Raw genomic sequence first — 24,945 nt, 5'->3', positions numbered from 1 at the left:
TGCTATGCGAATTTTATTAGTTGAAGATGATTTGCCACTCGCCAGAGCTTTGCATCAATCGCTGAGAACTGAGGGGTTTATAGCTAACCATGTCGCTGATGCTAAATCGGCACTGCTGACCATAGATACCAATGAGTGTGACATGCTTATCCTCGACTTAGGTTTACCTGATATGGATGGCCTAGCGTTACTCAAACAAATTAGAAAAAAAAATGTCGCATTACCCGTACTGATATTAACTGCTCGAGACTCCATTGAAGACAAAATCAAAGGGTTAGATCAAGGGGCAGATGATTACCTGAGTAAACCTTTTGATGTAAACGAACTGATCGCCCGTTTACGTGTTATTGAGAGAAGATTAGGTACGGCAACCAGCTCTACCATTACTATTGGCGAAGTAAACTTAGACTGCGCTTCTCATGAATTAACTGTTGCAGGTCAGTTAATAGAACTATCCCGCAAAGAGTTTATGTTGTTAAAGGTACTCTTAGAACAAGCTGGACGAATACAATCACGAGAACAACTGGAGTCTAAGTTATATGAGTGGGGTGAAGAAGTAGCCAGTAACGCAGTTGAAGTACATATTCACCACCTGCGTAAAAAGCTCCCAGAGGCTTTTATCAAAACTATCCGCGGTGTAGGGTACAGTATTAAAGCTTCTACCAATATAGAGTCCTAAGTTTGTCTATACGCCGCTATTTAACCCTGATTTTATTGTCGGTGATTACTCTAGTCACTTTTGCAGCAGCCATTCAGGGTTACCGTAGCAGTATGGCCAAAGCCACCAGCGTATTTGATAATGAATTACGTTCATTGACCCATGTATTGATCAACATTACCGACTTAAGTACCCAATCACTAGCACCACAACCAAACGCGGCATTTGTGTTTCAAATATGGCACCAAAACAAGTTGATATTTAGCTCTCATCCAAAGTTGAAAACCGCAATTAGTGACTTCAAAAATACATTCTCCGAGCATAACTTTTTAGCACAACGTTGGCGTACTTATGGGCATTTTTTTGAATCTAACAACAAATGGGTTTTAGTTGCTCAACCTGTAAATAGACGTTTTGAGCTGGCTGAACAAATGATTTTAGCTGCTGTCACTCCACTTGTACTGTGTATTCCACTGTTAGCTATTATTATATTTTTATTGGTCAGTTCAGGCTTGCGTCCATTAAGGCTTTTGTCCGAGAACTTGCGGACAAAAAAAACCGACGACCTTAGCCCAATTTTGCAGCAAAATCAGCGCAACGAACTTAGCCCAGTGTTAGAAACGTTAAACCAATTATTTGAGCGATTAAACGCTGCGTTTTCCCGAGAAAAACGCTTTGCCTCTGATGCAGCCCACGAATTACGCACCCCACTAAGCGTGTTAAAAATTAATGCTCATAATTTGGCAATTGAACTTAAAAATAACCCTACAACACACACCAACATACAATACCTGCAACAAGGTATCGAACGCATGAGTCATGTAGTAGAACAAATATTATTACTCAATCGCACTAACCCTGAACAATACCAAGGCCAGTTTAAACAACTAAATACTGCTGCACTTTGCCAAACCGTTATTGCCAGTTTATTCCCACAAATTGAGGGCAAGAAACAAGAAATAGAACTAGTCGGGCAAGGTACAAGTATTCAAGGTGATGAGTTTTCACTCGGCATACTGCTACAAAATTTAATCTCCAATGCGAGTAAATATTCGCCACAGGGCTCGTTGATTAGAGTGACATTGAAGACAGTGGATAATCAGGTGGTTATTCAAGTAGAAGATGCGGGTCCTGGTATTGAGAAATCCGAATATCAAAGAGTATTTGAACGTTTTTACCGAATTGGCGGCGACCGGCATAGCAGTAAAACACCCGGGTGTGGTTTAGGGCTAGCCATTTCAAAACATATTGCTGATTTGCATAAAGCCTCTATAAAATTAAGCCGTTCAAAACAATTATCGGGCTTATCGGTAGAGCTGTTTTTGCCACAAGGTCAGCCTAATGCATAAGCTAATAAGCTACACCACACTATCTATTGGCACATTATGCGTCTTGTTTTGTTTCCCCACTTTAGCAGCGGTTACTGAATATCATGTTCAGCTCAAAGATCACCTCTTTTTTCCATCGCTTATCACCATTCCAGCAAACCAAAAAGTCAAATTGATAATTGAGAATCAAGACAACACACCAGAAGAATTTGATAGTTTTTCACTAAACCGAGAAAAGGTTATTTTTGCCAATCAAAAAGCAACAATATTTATTGGCCCACTGAAGCCCGGGGAATACGATTTTTTTGGTGAATACAATCCCCACACAGCCCGAGGCATGGTAATTGTCGAGCATCAACAGGAGCCGCTTAATGTTAATTAATACGGTAATTTTGTTTTTGCGCGATGCTTTACCCATTTTTGTATTGATTGTGTACCTATATGAGCATCTTCCAGCTAATAAGTTGTGGTTGTTAAAAAGCGTTATCGCTGGTGCCCTTTTGAGCTTTTTATATATCAATCAAATTAATATAATTAGTCAGTGGTTTGATGGTAAAGGTATCGAATTATTCCTGTGGGTGTCTCAATCTATTGTCTACTTTTCAACCCTTATTTTGGCCTATGAATTAAGCCGTAATCACTCTACAAACAGGCTTTTTTTGCATTGGGTAGCGGGTCTAATGATCAGCTTAACCATGGTGTCTAAAGGCAGTAATTTTGTCTTGTACCTTGATGGCTATTTAAACCAAAGTAATGTACTGCAATCCATATTAATCGGCACATTTTTGGGTCTAGGTATTTGTCTAAGCTTAGCCACATTACTGTATTTAGCCGCACAATGGTTAAAGCAACGTTGGGGTCCATGGGCAACCTGGTTACTAGTACATATTTACGCTACTGGTCAATTCGCCAATGCATTGCCTTTATTGATACAGGTCGATCTTATTGATACTTCAGACACAGCATGGAGTAGTCAGTATTTAATTAGCAATGAATATGAATTCGGTCATCTATTTAACGTGTTATTTGGCTATCAGGCATCACCCTCTATTGATCAAATAATTGTTTATTTGCTAGCGTTATTTACTCCGCTGGCAGTTTTTTATTGGCTTGAGCTAAATTCAACTTCCCATCTAGGTAACAAACAATGAAAGCCATTTCTCGTGTCTCCATCGCGCTTTTTTACTGTCTTTTTAGCGCATCACTAAGCTGGGCTGACGGTATCCCTGTAGACAAAGTTTATCATCCTTACGTTTTGGCCAATGAGCGCGAATTGGAATGGCGTTTTACCTCTAGACAAAACGACGATGGTAATGTTTTAGCGCAACGCTTTGCATACGGACATGCAGTCTCAGAATACCTGACAATTGAAGGTTACATAGTAGGAGAAAGGGACGAACACGGCGATTTTGGTTTACAAGCCTATGAAATAGAGACGCGCTGGATGTTAACTGATCAAGGAGAGTTGTGGGCAGATTGGGGCATATTGTTTGAACTTGAAAAACAACATAAAGAGGACGTTTACGAATTTACCAGCGGCTTGTTATTCGAAAAAGAATTCACTCAAACTAGTTTAACTATCAACGCATTATTAGTTTATGAATGGGGTAAGGATATTCAAAATGAATTTGAAACGGAGTTTAGACTCAAGTATCGCTACCGATATTTGCCGGCCTTACAACCTTCTATCGAAATATACACGGGAGAGGATTTTGTGGGTGTTGGACCAGGATTTATGGGTATTCATCGGTACGAAGGGCAAAAACAATTAAAATGGGAATTGGCTTTCATTGCAGGCTTAAACGGCGATTCTAAAGACCACACCCTAAGGTTCGCTCTTGAATATGAATTTTAATCCAGCTTCGCCCCATTAATCTTTTTCGTCTACAATAGCCCAATATTAAATTAGCTAGAAAAATCCCATGAAAGCCTGCGCCTGCCACATATTAGTCAAAGACAAAGCCCTAGCCGAAAAACTAAAAAGCCAACTCGACAAAGGTGGAAACTTTCACCAGTTAGCCAAAAAACACTCCACCTGCCCTTCTGGTAAAAAAGGAGGAGACTTAGGTGAGTTTAGCCCAGGTACTATGGTCAAAGCATTTGATAATGTGGTGTTTAAAAAAGAAATATTAACCGTACACGGCCCAGTGAAAACCCAGTTTGGTTATCATTTAATTAAGACACTTTATCGAAGTTAAACTAGGTTACTGCCAAATAAATAGTCCTCACTTAAAACCAATTTGAAAGAAAGTTTAACGCAAAAACCTAGGCACTATCGATAACACCAAAATTTTATACCCTGATCATGCAAAAAAGACTCAGAGTTATCGCCTTGCAATAGGGCTAAAGTCGCGAGTAATCCAGCTTGGATACAGTGAGGAGCAGCAACGGTCACGGATCTTGCGGCATTTTCAATCGGATACCCTGTTTTAGGATTAAGAATATGACTGTAACGTTTACCATCTTTTAATAGATAACGCCTAGCATCTCCACTAGTAGCAAGGCCGCCATTGAAAATTTTTAAGGTGCTAATAGTACCTTGATTTTCATCTGCACTTTCAATACCGATATACCAAGGCTGCTTATTTTGACGTGGCCGAGTTACTTGAATATCGCCTCCAAAATTCACCACGACTGAAGTAGTTGGGGCATATTCAGAACATATCTTGGCCACACAATCCACAGCATACTCCTTACCTATGCCGCCAAAATCCAACTCCATTGACTTGCTTAATAGGATTGAAGTCTTATCATATTTGACTTTCTTCCAACCGATATAAGGCATGAGTGCTTTTACTACTTCAGGCTTCGGTAAATTATCTGAGCCATCAAAGTTCCATGCTTTTCGCAATACCCCAGAGGTAATGTCAAACATGCCTCCACTTAACTCAAAACAGCTTTTAGCGAATTCCAGCAAACGAAAGATTTCATCGTCTATGGCAACTGGCTTACCACGACTATTATTAATTTCGCTCATAGGATTACTGGGTAGATAGCGACTAAATTTCTGTTCAATACGTTTTGTTTCATCAAAAGCGAGGGAAGTTAAGCGATTAGCCAGTAAGCAGTCCTGCGTTTCAATTAGTAAATCACAAGGACTGGCCATAGCAGAAAAGCGACCAATAATATGGTCGCCTTTTTGCTCTATTGAAAAATCGCTAACTGACAAGGGCAGCCCTTAAGATAAAAGACTAGATTAGAAGCTATAACTAACTTGTGCAATTATCGCTTTAACACTTGGATATAAATCTAACTGCTGCAACGCTCCAGGCGCTTCAAATCCAGGGTTTTTAGTATCTTGTTGATAATACTCCAACCTAAATGCCCACTCATTACCACTCGGCATTTTCATTCCATATTTTAGGCCAACCGTGTAAGCGGTCATTTCACCTAAACGATAATCTGCACTAGCAAAGGTAGGTAACGTTGTTCCTTCCAGTAAGAATGGTTTATAAAACTCAGCAGCTCCTTGTTGATAGTACCTAAAATGTGGCTGAATATAAGTATTGCCAGTCAAATTAAAGCGTAATCTAGAATCAATTGTATGGGAATTAATCTCCCAGTCATCTGTAGCGTATCGATAGGAAATATCGGCAACACCGCTATCCAAGGCGTACTTTGTTTGCCAATAAAAACTATGTCGGGTGCGCTCTGTTGGTCTGTCCTCATGCACTAACGACTGAGTCAACCCTTGATCGTTAACCACACTCAACACCTTAAAGGGGTCGGTGTGATAGCCATCAGACGTTGAGAAGCCATAGTTAAATTGCATCAACATTCGTCGATTGATAATTTGCGTCACGCCAAGCATCAAATCTATTGTGCTTTTATCGTCTGTATCTGTTTGCCTTGTCGCGTCAAAAGCGGCTTGATAGGCTTGCTCATTAGCGAATTGACCTTGGTCGATAACCATTTCAGAAAAAGCTAAGGGGCGCCCACCTTCAGGATCGATAGTGTCATAAGCTAAAGATAATCCGGCAGAAACCGTAGTGTTTTTCTGATAAAAATCTTTGGCGAGAGAACCATTAACCGAAATAGATAGGTAGTCATACTCTTTCGAAAGGTGTACCCCAGTGCTACCACGCATATCGTCCCAAAGTGGTTGAGTCCACTGTGCTTCTAGTTGTACACGGGTATCCTTAAATGTGTCATCTAAAGGTATTTCATCCGCTTGAATATCATATTGACCTTTACCTGAGGGACGAGTAAATGTTTGTGCGTTTGGTTGAGCAACGGCTCCTGTTGCAGAAGCTCCAGTAAGTGAATCAAGAACGATTTTTCCAGAGAAAATGTGCTCATCGCCAAAATCTTTTTTTGCTGACAACACACCTTCAACAGCGGTGACTCTGTCTGTTTCACCGTAATACAACAAAGCTGTATCCATTTCCCACGCACCTTCATCGGCTTGCACCATTGGAGTTGTGCCTAACAACGCGCAAGTCGCTGCGGCAAGCGCAGTATTAATATTAGCTACTTTTTTGGGTTTATTGGTTATCTTATTGTTTGATGTTAATTGCATCCACAACCTCCACCAGCAAATGCACGACCACCACTAGTGGCTTCTTTACTAAAATAAATATGGTCATCTAAACCAAGATCGTTACCATCAGCGTCCAAAGCCATTTCTTCTTTGGCTAATAAATCGCGTTCCCATGGCTGAACTCCAAGGTTTGCACAACCTACAAGCTGGGTGCTTAATAAAAATGCGAGAATAATGCGGGCTTTTTTAAACATAACTGGCTACTCCTGTTCGTTAAGTAGTAAAACTAATTCTTGTTCGTATAAGGGTTCGCTGCGGGTGAAAAAACCTTTATGAGAAAAACGGATATTTCCCTTTTTATCAATTACGTAACTGCTAGGCATACCCAACAATTGATAGTCGCTAGCGATCTTGCCTTGAGGGTCATAAATGACTGGGATCTGAGCTGGTACTTTGTCTAAAAAGGCTTTTGCCAACGCTTTTTCAGTATCTAAATTGATGGCAATAATCTGCAAACCTTGTTCAACATATTTTTGCTGCATCTGGTTCATCCAAGGAAAAGATTTACGACAGGGCTTACACCAGCTAGCCCAAAAATCGAGATAAACAACCTGCCCTTTTAGAGCAGATAAATTGTCAGGTAACTGATCGTTCGAAATTACAAAGTCAGGAGCGGACATCTGCTGTGCAAAGCTTAGAGATAGCGGTGCAAAGCTAATGAAAATTAACAGTATACTTAAGCGGAGATGACGCAAAATATTTACCTTCTAAATAACATGTAGCCATTCTAGATGTTAAATCTTAAGTAAAGCTTAAGGCAATAAAAAAGCTCCCGAAGGAGCCTATTTAAATTCTTAGATAAAAAGTGTTATGAATCTACAGAGCCGCAGAAACGATAACCTTCACCATGAATGGTCACAATTAAATCGTCAGCGTTCACTTCTGACTCAAAGTGTTTACGAATACGGCGGATAGTCACATCAACGGTACGGTCATTAGGGCGTAATTCACGACCTGTCATTTCCATGATCAGTTGTTCACGCGTTAGAATTTTACCAGGGTTATTTAAGAACAAATGTAACGCTCTAAACTCACTACGTGGTAAGCGAAACTCTTTAGTGCTTGGAGAAATTAAGCTTCGACTATCGCCATCTAATATCCAACCGTTAAAACTTACTCGACTAGGTAAGTCATCATCTTCACTCGTATTAGAGGTACGAGCCAGTAAGTTACGCGCGCGTATTGTTAACTCACGAGGATTAAAAGGTTTAGTAAGATAGTCATCGGCACCAATTTCTAGACCTAAGATTCGGTCAACATCATTGTCTCTTCCAGTCAAAAAGATTAGGCCTATATTTTTACGGCCTCGCACTTCGCGAGCCAAAATCAAACCATTTTTGCCGGGTAAATTGATATCCATAATGACCAGGTTGATGGTGTTGTTTTCGAAGATGTCGTGCATCTGTTCGCCATGTTCGGCTTCAAATACATTATACCCTTCAGCTTCAAACAAGCTTTTGAGGGTAGTACGTGTGACTACTTCATCTTCAACAATTAATACGTTAGGAGTCTGCATGTTTCAGGCCTGATTAGGAATTTGTGTAAAAGCTTATCAGAAAATATCTAAAAATCAGGGTTTTATCTAGCTAAACTTGCATATCTAAGCAAAATTTATGCATTTATTCCATTTTCAATGATAATTACATAAAAGAACCGTTAGGTACTTTGTTAATATCCACCTTTTTAACAGGAAAGAGAATTCTAAACTGAACGCCCTGATCGACTTCACTGACAATAGAAATTGACCCGTTCAAGGCTTGAGTCACGAGATTGTAGACTAAATGCATACCTAGACCACTCCCTCCCTGACCACGCTTAGTGGTAACAAAAGGATCAAAAATACGTTTACGTAAATGTTCTGGTATACCTTTTCCGTTATCTTTAAATTCAATGCAGATCTTAGTGTCATCCATAAACTCAATAGTAATATCTATTTGGCCTTTATCTATGTCTTCAAATCCATGAATAATAGAATTCATTATTAAGTTGATCATAACCTGGTTAATCGGCCCAGCTTTAGATTCAACCACCAAATCTGGAGCACAATGCACATTTATCTGATGGTTAACCTTTCTTAGTTTGGGCCGCATCGACATCAATATTTCGTCCATCAACTTAGAAAAAGAGAAGATACGATTATTTTCTGAAGACTGATCAACAGCGACTTGCTTGAAGCTAGAAATCAACTCAGCGGCTCGATTCAAATTACGATAAATAATATTGAGGTTTTCTTCGCCTTCGGCAATAAATTTTGACAACGAACTGGCTTTAAGTGTTTTGTCTTCAAAAGATCTACGCATATCAGACAATCGATCTAACATCATAGTGGATGCGGTGACACCAAGACCAATGGGAGTATTAACTTCATGGGCTACGCCGGCAACCATATCTCCCAAAGATGCCATTTTTTCATTTTGTACCATTTGACGTTGAAATTGATGGAGTTTTTCTAAGGTTTGGATTAATTCGCTGTTAGCCTCTTTTAAGGCCATTGTGCGTTGTTGTACTTTTTCTTCCAAACTCAAATTTAACTTTACTTGCTCGGCCTCTGCTTCGGTTTGCCGCTCCATATGCTCTTGGGTGCGTTGTAGCATGTTATTGAAAGCCCCACCAAGAATATCTAATTCTCTAAAGCCATGCATTTCAGCTCGGCTGGAATAATCCCTTTGCCGCGATATACGCTGTACTAACTTAACCAAAATATCGATGGGTGTTGTAATCGCATTTTGTAGTTTTAAAGTCAGGAAAAAACAAATGAGCAGACAAATCACTAACACACTAATGGTCGTCCAAATTGACTGAGTTATCAGGTCTTCTAATGTATCAGCTGAAGCACGCAAATATACATACCCCAATATGTCATCATTTTCACAATCTTCAATAACACAAATAGGGCGAATCACCTCTACCGCGCCTTGGACGGTCTTAGGTTGATTGAGAGTGTTCACCTGTTCTAATTTAGGATTGACCGGTGCGATGCCTTTTTTGTTATAGCTAGCAAAAAAGTCAGGTTTGGACTGGCCGGTCATTTTATAGATATGCACATTTTCAATCAGTTCAGATGCAACGAGGGTTTTGAGATTTTCATCTTGAGCTGAGCCTTGATCTCTAATCATAGGTTCTATGGCGCCGCGACCAATCATATCCGCATAGATAACGACATCTTTTTGCAATGTTTGTCGATAAGTGCTGATTTGACTATACAAATTGACACCAGAAGACAAAATCAGCGACAAAGTTGTTATAGCCATAACTACCCATATAATCAGGCTTTTAATCGATAAAAATTTAATATCTGAAGGCATATTACTTGTAACGTATTCCTTGGTCAGATGACTTTTCACTAATGATACTGATACAAAAGTGGGCAAATTGAAACTAGCAGACTAAATTTACTCAGTTTTTCTCAATTAGAAAGATTAATAATTAATTAAAGTGACCATATCCTGTTCAGTTAACTGGTGTTTTTCTGCCAGCCGCTGAAGGGTAACTTTTTGATTTATTTGCTCAACTTTACTCGTTGTTTTTTTTGCCCTTTAAGATCACTCAAACAAATACAAATTACCTCGCCTTTTTCAACATCTAAAACCGCAACTGACAACGCGGCCTTTTTATACATAACATGCGGACAAGCTTTTTGCTTTTCCTCAACCTGCAAACATTTGGATGGCAATGCTTGTACTACTGTTGCCAGCCCGACCAACAGTAATAAACAAAAAACAATCATCACATTTTTCATCATTTTTTCTAACTTTGGTAGAGTGCTTGATAGTCTTGTGCTGCCGTTTCCCATGTAAAGCGGCTCTGCATGGCCCGTTGCTGAGTTAACGCATACACCTTAGGTGCCTCATGATAAAACAGCAAGGCTCGCTGTATACATGACAATAATGCGCTGCTATCAGGTTGTTCAAATATAAATCCCGTTGCAACATCTGGATTTTCTGCCAAATCTACCACTGTGTCTTTAAGCCCGCCAACAGCTCTAACAATCGGTAAAGTACCGTATGCCAAACTGTACATTTGATTCAAGCCACAAGGCTCAAACAAAGAAGGCATCAAAAAGAAATCACTACCCGCTTCAATCATATGTGCTTTACGTACACTAAAATCTTCTATAAACGCCAATTTCTTAGGATATCTATCTGCCACGTCTCGCAGAAACTGACTTATTTCAGGGTCGCCAGTACCAATGATGGCAACTTGTACCTCATGTTGCATCAACTTGTCTAACATAGGCAAAATAAAGCCAAATCCTTTTTGCTCAGTTAAACGACACACCATACCGATAACAGGTACACGCATTTTTTTTGGTAAACCTAATTCTTTTTGTAATGCTGTTTTACAGGCTTTTTTGCCGGATAAATCTGCATGATGATAATTTTTTGCAATATGTGGATCATCAATAGGGTCCCACTGACTATAGTCGCAACCATTTAAAATACCCGACACATCACGTCTTCTGTTTTGAAATTCATTAAATAAATGATGAGAGCCTAAAGGTGTCAGTAGTTCCTGCGCATAATTAGGACTAACAGCATTAATTTTATTGGCGTACCGAATTCCCATACGTACAAAATTTAGCGCATCACCATCCAATTGACTATGTAATTGATAATGGGGTTGTAAGTAAGCAATATCTGAAAATTGATGTGTACCTTGGTATGCACCGTTGTGAATCGTAAAAACCGTCTTTGTTTGAGCGAAAAACCCAGATTCGTCAATGCTTATAAAATAAGGCGTGAGCGCTGTGTGCCAGTCATTACAGTGCACGACATCAGGTTGAAACCCGGCCGCCTTGGAGGCTTGTAGTGCCGCGTTTGCGAAAAAGGCAAAACGCTCAGCATTATCTGGATAGGCGTGATAATCGTCAGAATAAAGACCTTTTCGGTCAAAATATTCTGGATAGTCCACGGCTAATACTTGCAGTCCCTCTAAGCTCAAACTTTTAACCGCAAACTCATAGGATTTATGGCCTGCTTTTAAAGTTTGAATAGCACAACAGTCAGCAGCATTAAATTTATCAGCTAACTGTTTGTAGTAGGGCATCACTATAGTCACATCATGGCCCAACTCTGCAAGTGCTAAAGGTAGGGCTTTACCTACATCAGCTAAACCACCAGTTTTAACCAGGTCTTCAACTTCAGACACAACAAACAATATTTTCATTCGAGCAGCTTACCTTCTTCTATTTTATTCGAGCACACTGGTAGAGCGTAAATTTAGTAGTTTGAGCCATTGGAATAACAGCACTAAAGCGTTGTTCAAGTAACTCAGAGTAACGCAAAAATTTATTCGCCACCAATGTCAGTGAACCACCTTTTGTCAAATATTGCTTTAGCTGCGCAATAAAATTCTCGGTAACAGAATAATCAGTCACAATTCCGGTATGAAACGGAGGGTTGGTATACACAGCTGAGAACTTACCTTGTACATCCATTAAACCATTTGAGGCCACGACTTTAGCGTTAAGGTTATTTAGCTTGGCACTTTCTTTTGAACAATGTATCGCCAAGGCACTAACATCACTCATAACCACTTCACTTTCGGGGCTTTTCAACCCAAGGTAACAACCAATTACACCGGCGCCACAGCCAAAGTCTAATAGTCGCCCTGTTTTAACGTCTGGTAAATTATCCAATAACACTTTTGTACCTAAATCTATTGCTCCATGGTTAAACACACCAGGTAAAGAACAGATTTTATAATTTAAACCACCCTCTGAAATATCAATTTCACTCTGCCACTTGGTCAGCTCAAAAAGTTTTACAGGTTTATCAATTTGCGCACCGAATAATGCACAATGACGTGCTGAATCCACTTTGTTCACTTGAGAACTAATAGTCTCGAGGAATTTAGCCGCACTTTTTACGCCACCTTTATTTTCACCCACAAGTAAAAGACTGGCATTTTCATTTAGACAAGCAGCAACATTGGCAATCAACATTTTTGCCTGTTCTTTAGACTTAGGCATATAAATAACCGCACCATCAAACTTTTCATCAGTAGGATACGCAGCTGCAAAAGTGTGTTGATCGGAGTTACCGGCAGCACAACTTTGTTGGTAAATATCAAAATATTGATGAAACACTTTGATCTCGGGATTGTTTAGTTGTTGTGCAATTTGGCTGTCAGTTGGGTTGACCAATAACCATTTACCTTGTGCAATGGTGTCTTCACTGCGCATCAATAACTGACTAGAAGCAGACAACATTAAGAGACCCTCTCAAACATTAAATCCCATACACCATGGCCTAATCTATGCCCTCGCTGTTCAAACTTAGTCAGCGGGCGTTGCTCTGGTCTTGGCACATAATCGTTAGTCTCTGATTGATTTTTAAAACCTTCAGCCACAGACATCACTTCTAACATATGTTCAGCGTAATTTTCCCAATCGGTGGCCATATGAAAAACACCGCCAATGGCCAATTTACTTCTCAGTTTCTGTACAAAATCTGGTTGTACAATACGTCTTTTGTGATGGCGTTTTTTATGCCAAGGGTCAGGAAAAAATAATTGCACGCGAGCCAAACTGTTTTCGGCGATACAATCGGCAAACACTTCGACTGCGTCATGCTCATAAACTCTTAAGTTGTGCACATTCTGTTCAGCCGCTTCGCTTAGGCAAGTACCCACTCCCGGGCGATGAACTTCTATACCAATAAAGTCCTTATCTGGCTCATTCACAGCCATTTCAACCAAGGACTTGCCCATGCCAAAACCAATTTCTAAAACAATGGGCGCTACTCGGCCAAAAGTATCTGCGAAGTTTTGTAAACCGCTTTTATGTTCTAAACCCATCGTTGGCCAGTTTTGTTCGATAGATTTGGCCTGACCTGTGGTTAAACGCCCTTCTCTTTTTACAAAACTCTGAATTTTACGAATATACACACCAGATTCGGCGGCTTCTTGTTCAGATTTAAACTGACTCATATTAGGATCTCTTCTTCAATTATTGCTTATTTGTTCTCAAGCATAGCTGCGGCGCATTATCCGGCGACACAGCCTGATTGCAAGGCAGTCTGCTTAGTTTATTCAATTTTTGATGCTAAATATTCAGCTAACAACTTAGATTGTTCAATTGGCAGCATATGCCCAGCGTTTTCAACTATCGTCAAGTCACTATTGGTTAACTGTTTGTGCATGCTACGTAAAGTTGATTCACTCAATAAGTTATCCTGCTCACCACTAATAATATGGATTGGAAAAGAGCATTTTGATAAAACACAAAGCAGGCTTTTTCTGGATTGAGTGGCACTAATTTGTGCTGCTAAAACACCCGCACCTAGATCCTGCTCCATTTGTTTAACGATATTGAGGTACTCATTTTGCTGATGATGACTTTCGTGAAAAAAGCTTTTTAAACGCTTTTCAGTCATGCCGGCATGACGTTTATTTTTAATTAACTTAAGCAATTGTTGCCGCTGCTGAATTTCATCTTTTGGTAATTCTTCACACGCACTGCCGATAAGTGTCAGGGATGCAATGCCACTTTGATTTTCTAGAGCGGTCAGCGCAGCTATATACCCTCCCATAGAAAAACCAACCAAATGCACTGGTTGCTCAAAATAGGCTAGTCGGTCTGTGCTTAACATCTTTATTTGGGCTAAATCTTCGGCCCATTGCAAAGGCACAAATGCACGCATGGGAATGTCTAGATATTGCCAGCATAAATTAAAAATTCTTTCATCACACAATGCTCCGGGGAAAAACACTACAGGCTGATTGATTTGATAAGTTGTATCGTTTGTTTTAGGCAATCTATTCTCAACTGAACTATTTCAAGTTTGTTAGGGTATTATCCGGTAATTATCTCAAGAACAACAGAACCCCATCCAATGCCAAGACATAATAAATCTTTTAATGAAAAAATATTAGCTTGGTTTGACCTTAATGGTAGAAAAAACCTGCCATGGCAGCTAGATAAAACACCCTATAAAGTTTGGGTGTCTGAAATTATGTTGCAGCAAACGCAGGTTAAAACAGTTATCCCTTATTATCAGGCTTTTATGCTGCGTTTTCCTGATGTACTGAGTTTAGCAAATGCGCCTCAAGATGAAGTGTTACACCATTGGACTGGTTTAGGTTATTACGCACGTGCGCGCAATTTGCAAAAAGCAGCGCAAATAATCAGAGATGAATATCAAGGTCAGTTTCCTGAGCAGTTAGAGCTTTTAATCGCCTTGCCTGGTATAGGTCGATCTACAGCAGGCGCTATTTTATCCTTAGCTTGTGGGCAACATCAGAGTATTTTAGATGGCAATGTTAAACGAGTACTAGCCCGTTATTACGCTGTTGAAGGCTGGCCAAGTAATAAAAAAGTTGAAATTGATTTATGGCAGTACGCAGATAAGTTAACCCCAAAAGATAGAACCGCCGACTACACCCAAGCTATGATGGACATGGGCGCAACACTTTGCACCCGCAGTAAACCACAATGTGAGATTTGCCCTGTGCACAATGACTGCTTAGCCTTTGTGCAAGGTCGACAAACTGAGCTTCCCCACAAAAAACCAAAAAAGACGATCCCAGTCCGTTCTACCATTATGTTAATTCCTATGTGGCAAAAGCAGCTATTGATATACAAACGCCCACCAGCAGGACTATGGGGAGGATTATGGGGGTTTCATGAAGTAGAACACGCAGAACAAATAGTTGGGCGCGCTACGACTCTGGGGTTTGACGATATTCAGCAACAACCACTTAACCCTTTTCGCCACACTTTTAGTCATTTTCATTTAGACATTCAACCGGTATTGCTACATTTAAAACAACAACCTATTGGACAAGTAATGGAAGACACACAAATGTGGTATGACTTAGCCGAACCGCAAAATATAGGATTAGCCGCGCCAACCAAGAAACTATTTAGTACAATCAATACATCATTTTAATTAGGGTGTACTTTAAGTACCGCCCTCACCATTAAATTAGAGCATTATGAGCAGAACAGTATTTTGTCAGCGATTACAAAAAGAAGCAGATGGCCTAGATTTTCAACTTTACCCTGGCGAACTTGGTAAAAAAATATTCGACAATATTTGTAAAGAAGCATGGACCGAGTGGCAAAAGAAACAAACTATGCTGATCAACGAAAATAAGCTCAATTTGATGGAACCTACAGCTAGAACATTTCTAGAAACTCAGATGCAAGCATATTTGTTCGAAGGCAAAGAGCCTGATATCGAAGGTTATGTTCCTCCTAAGAGCTAAAATATATTGCCTTTAAAGCAACTGTTAGCCAGAACTTGGCCGTTTTAGTAGAGATTTTGTGCAATCTATACATAATCTGCAAAATTTCACTAAAAAGGGGTTGACTTAAAAGCGCTAAATCCGTTTAATACGCACCCTCAGCGAAACGGACGCAGTCTTTAAAGACAAAATCTTGTTAAGTTGATGCCCAGATAGCTCAGTTGGTAGAGCAGAGGATTGAAAATCCTCGTGTCCTTGGTTCGATTCCGAGTCTGGGCACCATTATTCATAGAAGCCCTGAACAGAAATGTTCGGGGCTTTTTGGTTTCTGGTAACTAGGAATGATCAATTCTTGCTTGGGCTAGGGCAAACAAATCTCTTATAGGTTTCAATATTCAGAAATAACAGACTACTTGTAAAGGCACGGTGCGTTAGATAAGTAATACCGGTAGCCACGATATTACTTATCTAGGCTTGTTTTTATTTACTAGGGACTATTTTAAATATCCCTGAGCCATCAGTGGCCACGTAGATATACCCATCGTCACCTTGCTTCACATTGCGTACTCGGCCTATTCCGGGAAACAGCGTTTCTTGGCTGAGTACTTTATTGCCGTCTAATTCAAGTGCGACTAAATAGGCGAATTTTAACGAACCCACTATCACTTTACCTTTCCAATCGGGATAAACATCACTAGTAACAAACGTCATACCTGAAGGCGCTATTGAGGGCACCCAGTACCAAATAGGTTGTTGCATGCCTTCTTTTTCAGTTAAGTCAGTAAAAGACGTGCCGCTATAATTCACGCCATAACAAATAACAGGCCAACCATAATTTGCTCCTGATTGGATGATATTAATTTCATCACCACCTTTAGGTCCGTGTTCGTGTGTCCAAATATCGCCCGTTACCGGATGTTTTGCCATGCCCTGAGGATTACGATGGCCGTAAGAATAAATGGAGGGATTTGCCTCTTTTTGCGCAACAAATGGATTATCTTGCGGAATGCTGCCATCACTGTTTATTCTATGAATTTTACCTGCGTCGCGATCTAAACGTTGTGGGTTAACGTCACGGTTTGCACGATCACCACTGGATATATACAAATAACCTTGATTATCAAATGCTAGACGACTGCCGTAATGCTGTCCTTTAGTGGAATTAGGGCCTCCGTCGAAAATAACGGTTTGTTCTGTCAATTTAAAACCTTGTAGCTTGGCCCGCATAACAGAAGTATGTGCGCCTTCACCCTCTCCTTCTAATCCAGAATAAGAAAAATATATAAGATTATTTTGGGCATAATTGGGATCTACTGTGACATCTAACAGGCCGCCTTGACCTTCTGCACGTAGCTCGGGCAAGCCCTCGATTCTTTCGCTTAATAGTTTGCCATTGCTGATGATCCTAAGCTCACCCTTGCGGTCAGTAACTAAAATGTCTTTCTCGTTTAACCAAGCCATCCCCCATGGGATATCGACTCCTTTGGTAACGAGTTGAAATTCGTAAGATTGATTGCTGCCTGAAAGAGGAATATTAGGTTGTTGTGCACAGGCTGAGCCTGTGAGCGTAATACAACATATAAAGCCAAGTAAGCGTGTGATTGTGACCATTATCGATCCCTTAATTAAAAATTTCACTTAACGTAAATACTACCATTGAATAACGTATATTAGATCAATCACCCGACACTAGAGTACTTCTAGACTATTAAACATTCACATCGTTTAAATAGAAAAAATACAAATTCACTTAGATTTATGAGTTAAATAGTTGTTCACACAACATTAGTAGTTATAATCTCTCTCAGTTTTTTGGGTAAACAAAGCTTGTTTTGGAGAATTTTGTGAAATTGAAAGCCTTTTTATGTATTTGTATGGGTATTTTTAGTGTCTTGGCAGTACAAGCACAAGAAATGAGTGAAGCTGACATTAAGGCTCGCATTCAGCCTATTGGTAAAGTGCATATAGCGGGTGCAAAAGCTGAAGTCGCTTCTTCAGGCCCCAGATCTGGTTCAGATGTTTATGCCAAGGCTTGTGTTGCATGTCACAGCGTGGGTGTTTTAAACGCACCTAAATTACAAGATGTCGCAGATTGGGCTCCTCGTATGGAAAAAGGCTTTGATGTAGTATGGAAAAACGCCATTAATGGTATAGGTGGTATGCCACCGATGGGCACTTGTGGTGATTGTTCAGATGATGAAATCAAGGCCGCGATTGAACATATGATAGAAGGTATCTAGGTTTAAACAAATAACCTCTACGTTCAGTGCAAAATTAGACCGCCTTAAGGTGGTCTTTTTGATCTGAATAGTTTACTTTTGATACACTTATTTTTTACCCTTAGAATAATAAAAAAGAACCATCAACCTAGCTAATGACACCTAAAAATACCGCCAATCAGCTGTCTTTAGAGGAACTGCGAGAACTTGTTCCTCAACTGCAGCAGATCACGCAAAAATACAAACGTTCTGAATCCATTCAGAAGTCGCTGTTTGATATTTCAGAATTAGCTAGTTCAATTAATGAATTATCCAGCCTATATCCAGCCATTCATGGCATCGTTGGTGGCTTTATGCCAGCGCAAAATTTCTTTGTTGCCTTTTATGAAAAAGGGAAAGAAATTATTGATTTTGTCTACTTTGTTGACGAATTTGATGAACAAGTCGTATCCCAAATTTCCGCTGAAGACCTAAAAAGTAGTATTACTGGGTATATATTGCGAACAGGTAACCACCTATTTCTAACCCAAGAAAATTACTACCAACAAACTGCCGAAATTAAAGTCAAAGATTTAGGTGCACATCCCGTGGACTGGATAGGTGTGCCGTTAAAAAGAGGCACTCAAGTTATTGGAGCTATGGTCGTACAGAGTTACGACGAGTCTATTCGTTATAGTCAGGCTGATTTAGAAATATTACTTTTTGTTTCTCAGCATATAGTGAACTGCGTTGACAGAGTAAAAAGTCGAGAATTAACAGAAAAAACCATTCGTCAGCGCACTAAACAATTAAGACAAATTAATGACGAATTACAAGAAGAAATAAGTGAAAGACAAAAAGTAGAGTCCTTACAACAGGCTTTGTTTGAAATATCTGAACTTTCAGCGTCGGTTGAAGGCAATATGGATGATTTTTATTCTGCTATTCATGACATTTTGTCACGCTTAATTGGCGCACCTAATTGTTATGTCGCGATGATAGATAATGGCAAACAAGCGCTGCAGTTTCCCTATTACAAAGACGAAGTACAATCACAAATTGAACCCCGTCCTATGGGCATGGGATTAACTGAATATGTAATTAGACGCGGCAGTGCAGAATTGATGGACGCTACTAGAGTTGACCAATTATGCGAGGTTAATGAACTCTCTGTAGAAGTTGCGAAAAGTATGCGTCAGCAAATGAATTCATGGATAGGCTCCCCACTAATTATAGATGGTGAGATATGTGGTGTCATTGCTGTACAAAGTTACGGTAAGGAAAAACAGTACAACCTTAAAGATTTAGAATTCCTGCGTTTTGTTTCTCATCACATTGCCGTGGCATTAAGCCGTAAACAATCTTCCGATGCAATTCAGGCCTATAACCAAAGACTTGCAGAAGAAGTGAAGGAACGTACAGAAGAGCTAAACAGCACTAATTTATTTTTACAGAAACAAATTGAAGAGCGCTTACAGGCTCAACAACAACTAGAATATGAGGCGCAACATGACTCGCTAACAGGTTTGGCGAATCGCGCTTTATTTAACACTCGTCTAGAACTAGCACTTGCTAGTAAACAGCGATATTCAGCAAGTCAGTTTGCGGTCATATTTATCGACTTAGACAGATTTAAGCAAATTAATGATTCACTCGGTCATATGGCTGGAGATCAATTTTTAAAAGAGGTAGCGGTTAGAATTGGCTCGTGTATCCGAGGCCATGATTTACTTGCGCGCTTAGGTGGTGATGAGTTTGTTGTATTATTTGATAATTTTGACTCCCCATCTGATGTCGAAGAAATATCTGCACGTATTATTAATTCCATTGCTCAGCCTTTTAATATCGAAAATAAAGACATGTATTCGGGCGCCAGTATAGGTATTACCTATATTGAAAGTGGCTACCAAAAGGCTGACGAAGTGCTACGAGATGCCGACGCAGCCATGTATCAAGCAAAAGCATTAGGCCGTGGTCGCTATGTGGTTTTTGACAAAACAATGCGTGAAAAGCTACTTGAAGAGTTGGAAATTGAAAGCGAATTTAGGGAAGCCCTCAATGCTAAAAGTTTTGAAATTTTTACTCAGCCAATAATTAATTTAACCACTCAAGAAACCATATACGAGGAATGTTACGTACGTTGGGAGCATTCTAGTATAGGTAAAATCAAGCGGGAACAGTATTGGCAAATAGCTGAACAGTTTGGCCTTACTGTGGAAATGGATAAGTTCATGTTATCTAAAGCGTGCGAAATACTGCAAGATTGGCAGCGCAATGGAAAAGACAACAATAAACGCATTGCGATCAATCTATCCATTCACCACCTGACCCAAACATCTTTAGCTAAACAACTGATTGAACAAATAAAAGACGTTGGCGTAGATCCGAAACAATTAGTTATTGAGTTCGATGAAAATGCGTTAAACCGACGTTCTCAGTTTTTCTTGCCTACTATTAAAATCCTAAAACGCGCTGGCATATCCTTAGTGTTGGATAACTTCGGTAGTGGCTTGGCTTCTTTGAGCTATTTGTATTCTTATCCCTTTGATTACGTAAAAGTGGACCACTATTTTGTCAAAACGCTGCCTCGTTCAGAACGAAACTTAAAGTTAATTCAGTCGGTGTTATCCATTTCTGGGCAATTAAAATTCAGGTTGATTGCCGAAGGCATAGATACCCAAGAACAACATCAAGCATTAGTAGAAGCTGGCTGTGAGTTTGGCCAAGGTAAATATCTACAAAAAGCAGAAAAAATACGTTCATCTTAAATGAAAAACAAGGTTACCCCTTATTCATCATATTGCGTAAATTCGCAATCCCCACTTCAGACTTTTGTTTACGTTCATCAGCAGACACTTTAGGTTTTTTATGTTCCCACACCAAGTCATCTTTAGGTAACTCATGCAAAAACCGGCTGGGCTCTGGATTGATCACTTCGCCATACTGTCGGCGCTCTTTTACTAAAGTCATAAACAACCCTTTTTGCGCTCGTGTAATGCCTACATATGCAAGACGCCTTTCTTCGTCGATGTTGTCTTCATCAATACTGCTTTGATGGGGCAATAATCCCTCTTCCATACCCACCATAAATACATAAGGAAACTCTAAGCCTTTTGAGGCATGTAACGTCATCAACTGTACTTGGTCTGATTCTTCATCATCTTCACCACGTTCCATCATATCGCGCAAAATAAGCCGATTAACTACCTCTTGCAATGTCATAGGTGGCTCGAGTTCGCTGCCTTCAAGCATATCGCTAATCCAGCCAAACAAGGTGCTGATGTTGGCCATACCCATTTCCGCTGCTTTGGGGCTAGTGCTTGACTCATACAGCCACTCTTCGTAACCCATGGCTTTGATCATTTCGCGAATGGTTGCAATGCCATCACCTCTGACCGCCCTATCTGATAACTCTACTATCCAACGACCAAATTGCTCTACCGATACCAAAGCCTTGCCGCTTAAAACATCTTGTAAATTTGGATCAAAAGCCGCCTCAAACATAGAGGTACGATTGTGATTAGCTAAATTACCTAGCTTTTCTAAACTCACTCGGCCAATCCCGCGGGTAGGCGTATTAATCACTCTCAACAATGCATTATCATCGTCTTGATTTACCAATAAACGAAGATACGCCATGATGTCTTTCACTTCAGTACGTCCAAAAAATGACATGCCACCACTAATTTTGTATGGAATGCGGTTACTCATCAGTACTTTTTCAAACACTCTAGACTGGAAGTTACCTCGATACAAAATGGCATAGTCTTTAAAATTTGTAGCGCCCATAAATTTATGTGCCATCAATTCAGCGACGACTCGATCAGCTTCATGTTCTTCATTTTTGGCAGTGATCACCTGCAAAGGCTCACCGTAACCCAACTCAGAAAATAATTTTTTCTCAAATACATGGGGATTATTCTGAATGAGAATATTGGCACAGTGCAAAATTCGTTCAGACGAACGATAGTTTTGTTCAAGCTTAATCACTCTTAACTTTGGGAAGTCAGTCTGTAGCAAAACGAGATTCTGAGGCCTCGCTCCGCGCCAGGAATAAATAGATTGGTCGTCATCACCTACTACAGTAAATCTAGACCTTTCACCCACCAGCAGTCTTACCAACTCATATTGGCTAGTGTTGGTATCTTGATATTCATCCACCAGCAAATAACGGATTTTGTTTTGCCACTTTTGCCTCACAGTCTCGTTGTTTTTTAGCAATACTGTAGGCAGTAAGATTAAGTCATCAAAGTCTAGTGCGTTATAGGCCCGTAAATGATTGTGGTAGCGCTGATAAAATTCTGCATGTTCAAGATCGCTGGGAGACAGTTTCTGATGTTTTAAGTCTTCTGGTAAAACAAGATCGTTTTTCCAGTTTGAAATACAACGTTGCAGCGCCGACAACAACTCCTTGTCACCATCAAACTCAACCTCAGTTAAATCTTTGAGTAGAGACATACTGTCTTTATCATCAAACAAAGAAAAACCAGGTTTCAAACCCAAAGTTTTGACTTCAGATTTAATGATATTTAGACCTAGAGTATGGAAAGTAGAAATCTTTAAACCCCGGGCTTCCTTCTTGCCTAGCGTTTGCGCCACACGCTCCTTCATTTCGCGTGCGGCTTTATTGGTAAAAGTTACTGCGGCTATATAACGAGCAGGAAGCTCACATTCCCTGACCAAATAAGCTATTTTATTAATGATAACGCGAGTTTTTCCACTGCCTGCACCCGCTAAAACTAAGCATGGCCCAGAAATAAAAGTTACAGCTTCGTTCTGACCGGGGTTGAGTTTCATGCTAAATTAAACAGCCAATGATTATGGGGCGGTGATTGTAAGAGAATACACGGATTAGTCCAAGTAGATTAGCAACGTATCGCTTTTTAAGCTAAACCCAAACTTTGTTTTAAAATCAATTTGAATTCAAAAGGTAACCAGATCCTTATGTTAGATCCTAAAAAGCTAGAAGAAATCGCCAGACAAATCACTGATGCCGTACCTCCAGGTATGAAAACTATGGCTGAGGGAGCTGAGGCTAAAGTGAAGCAAGTATTACAATCACAAATTAGCCGCTTAGATTTTGTAAGCCGAGAAGAGTTTGATATACAAACCCAAGTGTTAATGCGCACAAGAGAAAAATTAGCAGCGTTGGAAACGCGCCTTGCTGATTTAGAAAAACAATAAAGCGAGTAGATATTACTAATGTTTGGCGTTTAAATAACCTGAACTTGTTATAAATAGGTGAGTTGACACTATGTCTACTCCCCTAAGTAGCATTATTCGTGACGCCCTTTTTGCAGATAAGCAAGCTCATGACTCAGAGTTTGCACAACGTCCAAGAGACTATCTGCCGAGTGCCCAGTGTCCCTTGCCCCAACTAAAGTCGACTCCGAAATAGAAGCAATCTCTTCCACCTTACTGGCTACCTGATTCGTAACCCTAGATTGTGCAGACGTGGAGTGGGATATTTCAGCACTCATATCGTTTATGGTCGTGATAACAGCAGAGATACTTTGCAAAGCGTTTTCTACCGTTTCCGCTTCTTGGACACTCAAATTCATTTGCTGCCTACTTTGCTCCATACTGTCTTTTGTATCTTGCGTAGCTTTTTGAATATTCGTAATAATCTCATGTATTTGACTCGTTTGGTCTTGCGTACGCTTAGCTAAGGTGCGCACCTCGTCTGCAACTACGGCAAAACCTCGACCCTGTTCCCCTGCTCTGGCAGCCTCTATTGCAGCATTCAGTGCTAATAAATTAGTTTGCTCGGCAATTTCATTGATGGCACTGGATACTTGACCAATATCTTTACTGTCTTTAACTAAACGTTCTAATGCTTCTTGTGAACGACTAGACTCTTGTTGCATGTTTTGCATGACAGATTGCAATGCAGCGACTAATACAATTCCTTGCTGTGCTTGATTATCAGCGTCCACAGCGGCTTTAGAAGCAAGATCTGAATTTTGGTCAACCATAGTCGCTGCAGTGGTCATTTCTGCCATTGAACTAACAATAGTTTGGGTTCCAGATTTTTGTTCATCGACACCCAAAATAGTTTGTTCGGTCACCGCCTTTAAACTATGGGCTGACGTTCTAAGTGTCTCGATTGCCTGGCCAATACGCTCGACTAATTGCTGGAAATTATCTGTCATGTTATTCATGTCTTTGGCAATCAAGCGCATTTCATCTTTGCCAATCACTTCAACTTTTGTCGTAAGATCTCCATCAGCTATTTTGTGCACAGCTACTGTCACTCGATTGATGTTTTCAATCACCGATAAATACATGCCAATGAATAAATAAACTGCTAGTAATACAGCTAAAACAGAGATGGTCATAATGATGTTATTTTTGAAATTGGCCTCATCAATCCTCATTTGTAATAGATCCGCTAGCACCGGTGCGATTTGATTGGCAAAGTCTGTAATCGCTTTGTCTGCGGCCGTACCGCGAGATAGTATTTGTAGATCCGAAATATTGATTTGATCCGGGTCAAGAATGTCTTTTTGGATGGTTTTTTGTACGGATTTCAGGCTAGCTTCTAGAGACTTCCATTCTTGTTCCAATCTATTTTTGATGGCTGGGTTAGCAGCCCAGCTAACCTGCAAGCTTTGCTCGGTTTGGTCGATCATCAATGGCAATTTCTGATTTGCGCCAGATAAGGCAATATAGGTATCAGGTGTAAAACTCCCTTCTTGAGTCACTTGCCTTGCTAAACTAAGTGTCTGCGCAAACTGTAACTGCAAGGTGGGTAAACGCCGTACTAAAGTGGTCACCAAATAGCTAGTATCTAAAGCTAAATCTAACTCTAAGTTACTGTGATCTGCAATGTTTTGCATTAGTCCAGACAGTTGTCTGAAACTCGCAGTTGGGCTATTTTCTGACGAAGCTTTTAGATAAGCAGTTATTCCTTGAGATACTGAATGATCTAACTGTGTAGGAAGCTGTTTTTCAAAATGGCTATGTTTGTATTAACTGTTGTTGAACACTAAACATACTGTTTTTATTGAACTTTTCATCATTGTCCAAATA

25 protein-coding genes and 1 tRNA gene are annotated in these 24,945 nt (G+C 40.0%); 12 read left to right on the top strand and 14 right to left on the bottom strand.

The window, feature by feature from the left end:
• Positions 1 to 4: 4 nt before the first annotated feature.
• The 6 genes from QZ488_RS10230 (at position 5) to QZ488_RS10205 (ending at position 4,184) form a co-directional block, all read left to right on the top strand.
• The gene (locus QZ488_RS10230) at positions 5 to 679 is read left to right on the top strand and encodes a response regulator (protein WP_293748243.1); all 675 of its coding nucleotides are present in this window, start codon (positions 5 to 7) and stop codon (positions 677 to 679) included.
• A 2-nt stretch (positions 680 to 681) separates the two neighbouring features.
• Complete coding sequence (locus QZ488_RS10225; protein WP_293748241.1) at positions 682 to 2,007, top strand: ATP-binding protein; 1,326 nt, start codon at positions 682 to 684, stop codon at positions 2,005 to 2,007.
• Positions 2,000 to 2,368, top strand: coding sequence for a cupredoxin domain-containing protein (locus tag QZ488_RS10220; RefSeq protein WP_293748239.1), 369 nt, complete (start codon positions 2,000 to 2,002; stop codon positions 2,366 to 2,368). The genes QZ488_RS10225 and QZ488_RS10220 overlap by 8 nt, the downstream gene beginning before the upstream one ends.
• On the top strand, positions 2,358 to 3,137 hold the full coding sequence (locus QZ488_RS10215; RefSeq protein ID WP_293748237.1) for a hypothetical protein: 780 nt from the start codon (positions 2,358 to 2,360) through the stop codon (positions 3,135 to 3,137). The genes QZ488_RS10220 and QZ488_RS10215 overlap by 11 nt, the downstream gene beginning before the upstream one ends.
• A complete protein-coding gene (locus tag QZ488_RS10210) occupies positions 3,134 to 3,841 on the top strand; it encodes a hypothetical protein (protein WP_293748235.1) in 708 nt (235 codons plus the stop codon). The genes QZ488_RS10215 and QZ488_RS10210 overlap by 4 nt, the downstream gene beginning before the upstream one ends.
• Before the next feature lie 67 nt (positions 3,842 to 3,908).
• The gene (locus QZ488_RS10205; RefSeq protein WP_293748233.1) at positions 3,909 to 4,184 is read left to right on the top strand and encodes a peptidylprolyl isomerase; all 276 of its coding nucleotides are present in this window, start codon (positions 3,909 to 3,911) and stop codon (positions 4,182 to 4,184) included.
• A gap of 74 nt (positions 4,185 to 4,258) precedes the next feature.
• On the opposite strand, the gene QZ488_RS10200 is transcribed toward QZ488_RS10205, so the two are convergent.
• From QZ488_RS10200 to QZ488_RS10150, 11 genes are all read right to left on the bottom strand, one after another.
• The gene (locus tag QZ488_RS10200) at positions 4,259 to 5,092 is read right to left on the bottom strand and encodes an FAD:protein FMN transferase (protein WP_293748271.1); all 834 of its coding nucleotides are present in this window, start codon (positions 5,090 to 5,092) and stop codon (positions 4,259 to 4,261) included.
• Between the two features lie 90 nt (positions 5,093 to 5,182).
• Complete coding sequence (locus tag QZ488_RS10195; protein WP_293748231.1) at positions 5,183 to 6,505, bottom strand: DUF3570 domain-containing protein; 1,323 nt, start codon at positions 6,503 to 6,505, stop codon at positions 5,183 to 5,185.
• Entirely contained in the window at positions 6,496 to 6,720 is a 225-nt protein-coding gene (locus tag QZ488_RS10190; protein ID WP_293748229.1) for a DUF4266 domain-containing protein, read from the bottom strand. Before QZ488_RS10190 ends, QZ488_RS10195 begins: the two co-directional genes overlap by 10 nt.
• 6 nt (positions 6,721 to 6,726) lie before the next feature.
• On the bottom strand, positions 6,727 to 7,221 hold the full coding sequence (locus tag QZ488_RS10185; protein ID WP_366509005.1) for a TlpA disulfide reductase family protein: 495 nt from the start codon (positions 7,219 to 7,221) through the stop codon (positions 6,727 to 6,729).
• A gap of 113 nt (positions 7,222 to 7,334) precedes the next feature.
• Positions 7,335 to 8,042, bottom strand: a complete 708-nt coding sequence (gene arcA, locus QZ488_RS10180) for a two-component system response regulator ArcA (RefSeq protein WP_293748227.1) — start codon at positions 8,040 to 8,042, stop codon at positions 7,335 to 7,337.
• 124 nt (positions 8,043 to 8,166) lie between these two features.
• A complete protein-coding gene (locus QZ488_RS10175) occupies positions 8,167 to 9,777 on the bottom strand; it encodes a HAMP domain-containing sensor histidine kinase (protein ID WP_293748225.1) in 1,611 nt (536 codons plus the stop codon).
• A gap of 248 nt (positions 9,778 to 10,025) precedes the next feature.
• The gene (locus QZ488_RS10170; RefSeq protein ID WP_293748223.1) at positions 10,026 to 10,265 is read right to left on the bottom strand and encodes a hypothetical protein; all 240 of its coding nucleotides are present in this window, start codon (positions 10,263 to 10,265) and stop codon (positions 10,026 to 10,028) included.
• 8 nt (positions 10,266 to 10,273) lie between these two features.
• The gene (gene glgA, locus QZ488_RS10165) at positions 10,274 to 11,692 is read right to left on the bottom strand and encodes a glycogen synthase GlgA (RefSeq protein WP_293748221.1); all 1,419 of its coding nucleotides are present in this window, start codon (positions 11,690 to 11,692) and stop codon (positions 10,274 to 10,276) included.
• Between the two features lie 19 nt (positions 11,693 to 11,711).
• Complete coding sequence (locus QZ488_RS10160; protein WP_293748218.1) at positions 11,712 to 12,737, bottom strand: methyltransferase; 1,026 nt, start codon at positions 12,735 to 12,737, stop codon at positions 11,712 to 11,714.
• The gene (trmB, locus tag QZ488_RS10155; RefSeq protein WP_293748216.1) at positions 12,737 to 13,456 is read right to left on the bottom strand and encodes a tRNA (guanosine(46)-N7)-methyltransferase TrmB; all 720 of its coding nucleotides are present in this window, start codon (positions 13,454 to 13,456) and stop codon (positions 12,737 to 12,739) included. Before trmB ends, QZ488_RS10160 begins: the two co-directional genes overlap by 1 nt.
• 98 nt (positions 13,457 to 13,554) lie before the next feature.
• A complete protein-coding gene (locus QZ488_RS10150) occupies positions 13,555 to 14,283 on the bottom strand; it encodes an alpha/beta hydrolase (protein WP_293748214.1) in 729 nt (242 codons plus the stop codon).
• A 78-nt stretch (positions 14,284 to 14,361) separates the two neighbouring features.
• Between QZ488_RS10150 and mutY the strand changes: the two genes are divergently transcribed.
• The 3 genes from mutY to QZ488_RS10135 all read left to right on the top strand — a co-directional run bounded on the left by mutY (position 14,362) and on the right by QZ488_RS10135 (position 15,997).
• Positions 14,362 to 15,417 (top strand): A/G-specific adenine glycosylase, encoded by a 1,056-nt coding sequence (gene mutY / locus QZ488_RS10145; RefSeq protein WP_293748212.1) that lies wholly within the window; start codon positions 14,362 to 14,364, stop codon positions 15,415 to 15,417.
• A gap of 46 nt (positions 15,418 to 15,463) precedes the next feature.
• Positions 15,464 to 15,736: an oxidative damage protection protein gene (locus QZ488_RS10140; protein ID WP_293748210.1), complete on the top strand. Its 273-nt coding sequence runs from the start codon at positions 15,464 to 15,466 to the stop codon at positions 15,734 to 15,736.
• Positions 15,737 to 15,921: 185 nt separating this feature from the next.
• A tRNA-Phe gene (locus tag QZ488_RS10135) sits at positions 15,922 to 15,997 on the top strand.
• 198 nt (positions 15,998 to 16,195) lie between these two features.
• On the opposite strand, the gene QZ488_RS10130 is transcribed toward QZ488_RS10135, so the two are convergent.
• Positions 16,196 to 17,326, bottom strand: coding sequence for a PQQ-dependent sugar dehydrogenase (locus QZ488_RS10130; RefSeq protein WP_293748208.1), 1,131 nt, complete (start codon positions 17,324 to 17,326; stop codon positions 16,196 to 16,198).
• Between the two features lie 233 nt (positions 17,327 to 17,559).
• On the opposite strand from QZ488_RS10130, the gene QZ488_RS10125 reads away from it, so the two are divergent.
• Both QZ488_RS10125 and QZ488_RS10120 read left to right on the top strand, forming a co-directional pair.
• Positions 17,560 to 17,955, top strand: coding sequence for a c-type cytochrome (locus tag QZ488_RS10125; RefSeq protein WP_293748206.1), 396 nt, complete (start codon positions 17,560 to 17,562; stop codon positions 17,953 to 17,955).
• Positions 17,956 to 18,089: 134 nt separating this feature from the next.
• Entirely contained in the window at positions 18,090 to 20,681 is a 2,592-nt protein-coding gene (locus QZ488_RS10120; RefSeq protein WP_293748204.1) for an EAL domain-containing protein, read from the top strand.
• Positions 20,682 to 20,694: 13 nt separating this feature from the next.
• Here QZ488_RS10120 and rep read toward each other — a convergent pair whose 3' ends face one another.
• On the bottom strand, positions 20,695 to 22,710 hold the full coding sequence (rep, locus tag QZ488_RS10115) for a DNA helicase Rep (protein WP_293748202.1): 2,016 nt from the start codon (positions 22,708 to 22,710) through the stop codon (positions 20,695 to 20,697).
• A 147-nt stretch (positions 22,711 to 22,857) separates the two neighbouring features.
• Between rep and QZ488_RS10110 the strand changes: the two genes are divergently transcribed.
• Positions 22,858 to 23,097: an accessory factor UbiK family protein gene (locus tag QZ488_RS10110; protein ID WP_293748200.1), complete on the top strand. Its 240-nt coding sequence runs from the start codon at positions 22,858 to 22,860 to the stop codon at positions 23,095 to 23,097.
• A 92-nt stretch (positions 23,098 to 23,189) separates the two neighbouring features.
• Here QZ488_RS10110 and QZ488_RS10105 read toward each other — a convergent pair whose 3' ends face one another.
• Positions 23,190 to 24,752, bottom strand: coding sequence for a methyl-accepting chemotaxis protein (locus QZ488_RS10105; protein ID WP_293748198.1), 1,563 nt, complete (start codon positions 24,750 to 24,752; stop codon positions 23,190 to 23,192).
• Between the last annotated feature and the right edge of the window lie 193 nt (positions 24,753 to 24,945).

The organism is uncultured Paraglaciecola sp. (assembly GCF_913020055.1).
Taxonomy (GTDB): Bacteria; Pseudomonadota; Gammaproteobacteria; order Enterobacterales; family Alteromonadaceae; genus Paraglaciecola.
This window is presented reverse-complemented; position numbering and strand designations above follow the sequence as displayed.

What these genes read in the sequence shown, in the direction of transcription:
- QZ488_RS10175 (WP_293748225.1), bottom strand. Translation starts at nt 9,777, where the DNA reads ATGGCTATAACAACTTTGTCGCTGATTTTGTCTTCTGGTGTCAATTTG.
- QZ488_RS10215 (WP_293748237.1), top strand. Translation starts at nt 2,358, where the DNA reads ATGTTAATTAATACGGTAATTTTGTTTTTGCGCGATGCTTTACCCATT.
- QZ488_RS10220 (WP_293748239.1), top strand. Translation starts at nt 2,000, where the DNA reads ATGCATAAGCTAATAAGCTACACCACACTATCTATTGGCACATTATGC.
- mutY (WP_293748212.1), top strand. Translation starts at nt 14,362, where the DNA reads ATGCCAAGACATAATAAATCTTTTAATGAAAAAATATTAGCTTGGTTT.
- QZ488_RS10170 (WP_293748223.1), bottom strand. Translation starts at nt 10,265, where the DNA reads ATGAAAAATGTGATGATTGTTTTTTGTTTATTACTGTTGGTCGGGCTG.
- glgA (WP_293748221.1), bottom strand. Translation starts at nt 11,692, where the DNA reads ATGAAAATATTGTTTGTTGTGTCTGAAGTTGAAGACCTGGTTAAAACT.
- QZ488_RS10195 (WP_293748231.1), bottom strand. Translation starts at nt 6,505, where the DNA reads ATGCAATTAACATCAAACAATAAGATAACCAATAAACCCAAAAAAGTA.
- QZ488_RS10130 (WP_293748208.1), bottom strand. Translation starts at nt 17,326, where the DNA reads ATGGTCACAATCACACGCTTACTTGGCTTTATATGTTGTATTACGCTC.
- arcA (WP_293748227.1), bottom strand. Translation starts at nt 8,042, where the DNA reads ATGCAGACTCCTAACGTATTAATTGTTGAAGATGAAGTAGTCACACGT.
- trmB (WP_293748216.1), bottom strand. Translation starts at nt 13,456, where the DNA reads ATGAGTCAGTTTAAATCTGAACAAGAAGCCGCCGAATCTGGTGTGTAT.
- QZ488_RS10140 (WP_293748210.1), top strand. Translation starts at nt 15,464, where the DNA reads ATGAGCAGAACAGTATTTTGTCAGCGATTACAAAAAGAAGCAGATGGC.
- QZ488_RS10190 (WP_293748229.1), bottom strand. Translation starts at nt 6,720, where the DNA reads ATGTTTAAAAAAGCCCGCATTATTCTCGCATTTTTATTAAGCACCCAG.
- QZ488_RS10210 (WP_293748235.1), top strand. Translation starts at nt 3,134, where the DNA reads ATGAAAGCCATTTCTCGTGTCTCCATCGCGCTTTTTTACTGTCTTTTT.
- QZ488_RS10200 (WP_293748271.1), bottom strand. Translation starts at nt 5,092, where the DNA reads ATGGCCAGTCCTTGTGATTTACTAATTGAAACGCAGGACTGCTTACTG.
- QZ488_RS10105 (WP_293748198.1), bottom strand. Translation starts at nt 24,752, where the DNA reads ATGCAAAACATTGCAGATCACAGTAACTTAGAGTTAGATTTAGCTTTA.
- QZ488_RS10110 (WP_293748200.1), top strand. Translation starts at nt 22,858, where the DNA reads ATGTTAGATCCTAAAAAGCTAGAAGAAATCGCCAGACAAATCACTGAT.
- QZ488_RS10230 (WP_293748243.1), top strand. Translation starts at nt 5, where the DNA reads ATGCGAATTTTATTAGTTGAAGATGATTTGCCACTCGCCAGAGCTTTG.
- QZ488_RS10120 (WP_293748204.1), top strand. Translation starts at nt 18,090, where the DNA reads ATGACACCTAAAAATACCGCCAATCAGCTGTCTTTAGAGGAACTGCGA.
- rep (WP_293748202.1), bottom strand. Translation starts at nt 22,710, where the DNA reads ATGAAACTCAACCCCGGTCAGAACGAAGCTGTAACTTTTATTTCTGGG.
- QZ488_RS10160 (WP_293748218.1), bottom strand. Translation starts at nt 12,737, where the DNA reads ATGTTGTCTGCTTCTAGTCAGTTATTGATGCGCAGTGAAGACACCATT.
- QZ488_RS10205 (WP_293748233.1), top strand. Translation starts at nt 3,909, where the DNA reads ATGAAAGCCTGCGCCTGCCACATATTAGTCAAAGACAAAGCCCTAGCC.